This is a genomic window from Rhizobacter sp. P3_B12 (genome assembly GCF_056402895.1).
Genome location: NZ_JBFUGN010001589.1, coordinates 1 through 807, shown reverse-complemented (window position 1 = coordinate 807; position 807 = coordinate 1). Strand labels below are relative to the sequence as shown.

1 protein-coding gene is annotated in these 807 nt (G+C 70.3%); it reads right to left on the bottom strand.

All coding sequences use genetic code 11. The annotated features are described in order from the left end of the window. Positions 1 to 807, bottom strand: an 807-nt coding sequence (locus tag AC1D01_RS37070) for a two-partner secretion domain-containing protein (RefSeq protein ID WP_477874860.1), incomplete at both ends; no start/stop codon positions are given.

Genomic DNA, 807 nt, shown 5'->3' with positions numbered 1-807 from the left:
TGCTCCCGCCGAGGCCGACGGTGCTGCTGGCGTCGAGCACGGCGCCGTTCAGGACCAGCTGCGAGGCGGCATCGCTGCCGGCGTCGATGTAGATCGTGCCGCCCGCGCCGGTCGTGCTGTCGGTGCTGACGGTGCCCTGGATCGTGATCGTCTCGCTGCGCGGGACGCCTTCCGTGGCGGCCCCGCCGATGCGGATCGCACCGCCGCTGGCCAGCGTCTGCGAGTTGAGGCCCAGCAGCACGCCGCCGCTGCGCTGGGCCGGCGTGTCGGTCGCCACCTGGATGAAGCCGCTGGTGGTCACCGGCGTCAGCGTCGCGGTCTCGACGGAGGTCAGCGTGATCGAGCCGCGCGGCGCGCTGATCGTGCCCGACTGCTCGACGCCGTCGCGCGCGATCAGCAGGATCGAGCCGCCTGCGCCCGCCTGGATCTGCGGCACCAGCGGGTTGTCGGGGGCCAGCACCTGCACGCTCTGCCCACCGGTCGGCCCGACCGTGCTCTCGAAGTTGATGTTGCCGCCGTTGATGAAGCCGGCGTAGTTGTTGGCCGTCATGTCGGCCGACAGGTCGAGCGTGGTCGCCACCAGCGAACCGACGTTCACCTGCGCCGTCGGCCCGAACACGATGCCGGTCGGGTTGACGAGGAACACCCGGCCGTTGGCACTGATGCCGCCGTAGATCTCGCTGGCCTGGATGCCGTTGGCATTGCCGGTCACGCGGTTGATCAGGATGCTCTGCGCGTTCGGCTGCGTGAAGTTGACCCTGGCGCTGCTGCCGACGCTGAAGCTCTCCCACTCGACCAATGCGCGGT